Annotated in this window: 4 protein-coding genes; 2 read left to right on the forward strand and 2 right to left on the reverse strand. The window is 43.3% G+C overall.

Features of this window, described 5'->3' with window-relative positions; all coding sequences use genetic code 11:
- Positions 1 to 19 precede the first annotated feature (19 nt).
- Together CAG68_RS04270 and CAG68_RS04275 are read left to right on the forward strand one after the other, a co-directional pair.
- Positions 20 to 793: a TerC family protein gene (locus CAG68_RS04270; protein WP_161440820.1), complete on the forward strand. Its 774-nt coding sequence runs from the start codon at positions 20 to 22 to the stop codon at positions 791 to 793.
- Positions 794 to 1,025: 232 nt separating this feature from the next.
- On the forward strand, positions 1,026 to 1,622 hold the full coding sequence (locus tag CAG68_RS04275; RefSeq protein ID WP_161440821.1) for a tyrosine-type recombinase/integrase: 597 nt from the start codon (positions 1,026 to 1,028) through the stop codon (positions 1,620 to 1,622).
- A gap of 185 nt (positions 1,623 to 1,807) precedes the next feature.
- Here CAG68_RS04275 and CAG68_RS04280 read toward each other — a convergent pair whose 3' ends face one another.
- Together CAG68_RS04280 and rsgA are read right to left on the reverse strand one after the other, a co-directional pair.
- On the reverse strand, positions 1,808 to 2,314 hold the full coding sequence (locus CAG68_RS04280) for a GNAT family N-acetyltransferase (RefSeq protein ID WP_054574413.1): 507 nt from the start codon (positions 2,312 to 2,314) through the stop codon (positions 1,808 to 1,810).
- A 68-nt stretch (positions 2,315 to 2,382) separates the two neighbouring features.
- On the reverse strand, positions 2,383 to 2,969 hold a 587-nt coding region (gene rsgA, locus CAG68_RS04285; protein ID WP_161440822.1), incomplete at its 5' end, for a ribosome small subunit-dependent GTPase A.

Below are 2,969 nucleotides of genomic sequence, written 5' to 3' on the forward strand. Positions count from 1 at the left end.
GTATTAAGGAGATAAGCACATGCTAGAGCTCTTTCTACAACCTGAAATCTGGGTTGTATTTGCAACGTTATTGATCCTTGAAATTGTTTTGGGTGTCGATAATGTCGTCTTCATTTCTGTTCTATGTGAACGACTCCCAGCACAGCAACGCAAAGTTGCACGTAATTTAGGTATTGCTCTGGCGGTGTTAACGCGAATAGGTCTTGTGTTTTCTATTTCGTGGGTGATGTCTCTGACTAATCCTTTGCTGAGCTTCGCCCATACAACGTTCACCGGACGAGATATTATTATGATATTGGGTGGTGGTTTTTTGTTGGCTAAAAGTGTGAAAGAACTTTGGTCATGGTTAAGACATACACCATCGTCATATTCGACTCGAGCTAGGACTGGACTCGCCGTCGTGCTTCTCCAGATTGTAGCGGTAGATGCCGTTTTTTCTATGGATTCAGTCATAACCGCCGTTGGTTTAACATCTGAAGTGCCAGTTATGATAGCTGCTATTTTGACATCCGCGATTTTTATGATTTTAACGGCGGAAAAAATCAACAACTTAGTTACTCGTTACCCTGGATTTAAAACATTGGCTTTACTGTTTTTGGTTTTATTGGGCGGACTACTAATGGCGGAAGGTTTAGCCATTCATATCAATAAAGGCTATGTGTACTTTGCTATGGTTTTCGGACTAACGCTTGAGTTATGTCATATACAAATAAAAAACAAACAGAAGCGAACCTTAACCATCCAACAAATCAAAGAATTTCAGAAAAAGCGAATTGGGTTACGTTTTAACTAGATACGTTTCATGTACAAGGAGCCTGTAGGCTCTGATGATTCGCAATGTACAAACCTAGCCTACACGATCAGCACTAGGCAAAGCGGCTTTCTATACACAAGGGGTATTCATTAATTGCTAATTTAGGAAGGGTGAGAACTCGTTTTTCCCATAGGCGTTTCTGCTAACCCATCCCCTATAAAATATGATTGCCAAACTTCATGTTGACCACAAACACTGAGAGGAGGTCATCATGAGAAAGTCATCTTCTGGAAAATGCAGTGGCATCAAAAGGCCATTTAAGCTTGAAGAGATCTGGCGGACCAGAACTAGGCTGGAGATTGAAAACGATTTGATGCAGCTCGCGTTACTGAACCTAGCTATAGATAGCAAGTTAAGAGCGAGTGATTTGCTAAAGTTACACGTTTACGATGTTTCTTCGCAAGGAGTTATCTATGACAGGGTTCAGTGCACCCAGCAAAAAACGGGCACCGATGTCCACTGTGAGATTACACCAAGAACACAGCAAAGTATTAGCCGATGGATTTTTGCAGCATCCCTAGAGGCAAGCAGTTTTCTATTTCCGAGTAGCCGCCGCTCTGGGCAACCAATCAGCTACTCATTCTATAGAGCAATTATCAGGAGCTGGGCTGCAAAGCTTGGATTGAATGCTGACTATTACGGTACTCACTCCATGCGTCGCACCAAAGCCACTTTAATCTATGCCAGAACGAAAAACATCAGGGCTGTACAGATCTTACTTGGACACTCGAAGCTTGATAACACAATTCGATACCTTGGCGTTGAGCTAGAGGACGCTCTGAGGTTGTCTGAGAAAATAGACTGCTGACAGATAGAAGCTGCTACAGGCTTTTCTCCTGAAAAGCCTGTGCCCCAAATTCAGTTAGGCTGAGTGTTCATACACATACTGAGATTTCGGAATGGCATTATATTTTCTAATCTATGTGAGAGTGAAACGATGCCTTTAATTGGCGTTATGCTCAGAGTGGGGCGCTAATACGCCCCTTGATATAATTACACTTGTTCGCTTGGGTGACCCCACATTAGTGGATCAGCGTAAGGCCCTGTCAAAGTAGAAGTCGACTCGCCAACGCCGTCTAAAGCGCCTTGTGTCAATTCACGAGCAAACCAACACTCTAGTGGTGCTAATGTTCTCACTGGTGGTAACACGTTGTGAGGTGTGTTGTAGCGGTTGCCGTAGTGGAACGGTTCCCCCATAACAAAAATCACATCTGCATCGAGTTGTTTCTCTGCTTCTTCCATTAAGCGCGTTGCGTAGCCTTTACCTTGGTACTCAGGAAGTACTGCTAATGGTGCTAACACGTAACACTTTAGATGTGGTGCTGCATCTACCGTAATTGGGGTATAGCATGCGTGCGCCACACCTTCATGGACGATAGAAAAGCTGCCGTCTGCGATAAGGTTGTCAGCAAAATCAGCGTACAATTTTGCGTGGCGTTCGTCGTAAAGACCACCAGCGGCTGCGAAAGCTTCGTACTGTATTTCGTGAGGTGTTCTCATTGGTAAAATCCCTTATGAATCTCGAATTAAAACTGTAAATTCAGCAGTAATAGACAACTACGTGCTGCCTACTGCATTGCCTGTCGTACTAGTTTTTTTCGACTTAATGTAGTTTTAACTAGCTTGCCAAATTCTTTATCGTGTTTTCGTTCTACATAACTCGACTTTTCACTTTTCTTTCTGTCTAAATACGCCAGCTCTTGTTTCAGATGTAAGTAACTGTCGTATCTTTCAGGTGTAATATTGCCTGTTTCTAATTCTTCTTGTACCGCGCAGCCTGATTCACCCTGATGTTGGCAATTTCGGTATTTGCACTCATGCGAGAGGCTTGAAATTTCTTCAAACACTGAGTCTACGTCTTCTTCGGTTGCCCATGCTTGAACTTCTTTAATACCCGAAGAGTCAACGATAAATCCGCCATTTTGTAACTCAAACAGATAAGAGCCAGACGTGGTGTGACGCCCTCTCATGTCTTTCACGCGTAAGCTATTTGTCGCCTGCACTTCGTAATTTAGAAGTCGATTGGTTAAGGTTGATTTACCCACCCCAGATGGACCAATAAATACGCCAACTTTACCGTCACTAACATAAGAAAGCAGCGTATCCATGCCTGTGCCGTCTAGAGCACTGCAATTAATAATATCGATACCAAGGG

Origin of the sequence: Vibrio sp. V42_P2S4T144 (assembly GCF_009904715.1) — a bacterium.
GTDB lineage: Bacteria > Pseudomonadota > Gammaproteobacteria > Enterobacterales > Vibrionaceae > Vibrio > Vibrio alginolyticus.

What these genes read in the sequence shown, in the direction of transcription:
- CAG68_RS04275 (WP_161440821.1), top strand. Translation starts at nt 1,026, where the DNA reads ATGAGAAAGTCATCTTCTGGAAAATGCAGTGGCATCAAAAGGCCATTT.
- CAG68_RS04280 (WP_054574413.1), bottom strand. Translation starts at nt 2,314, where the DNA reads ATGAGAACACCTCACGAAATACAGTACGAAGCTTTCGCAGCCGCTGGT.
- CAG68_RS04270 (WP_161440820.1), top strand. Translation starts at nt 20, where the DNA reads ATGCTAGAGCTCTTTCTACAACCTGAAATCTGGGTTGTATTTGCAACG.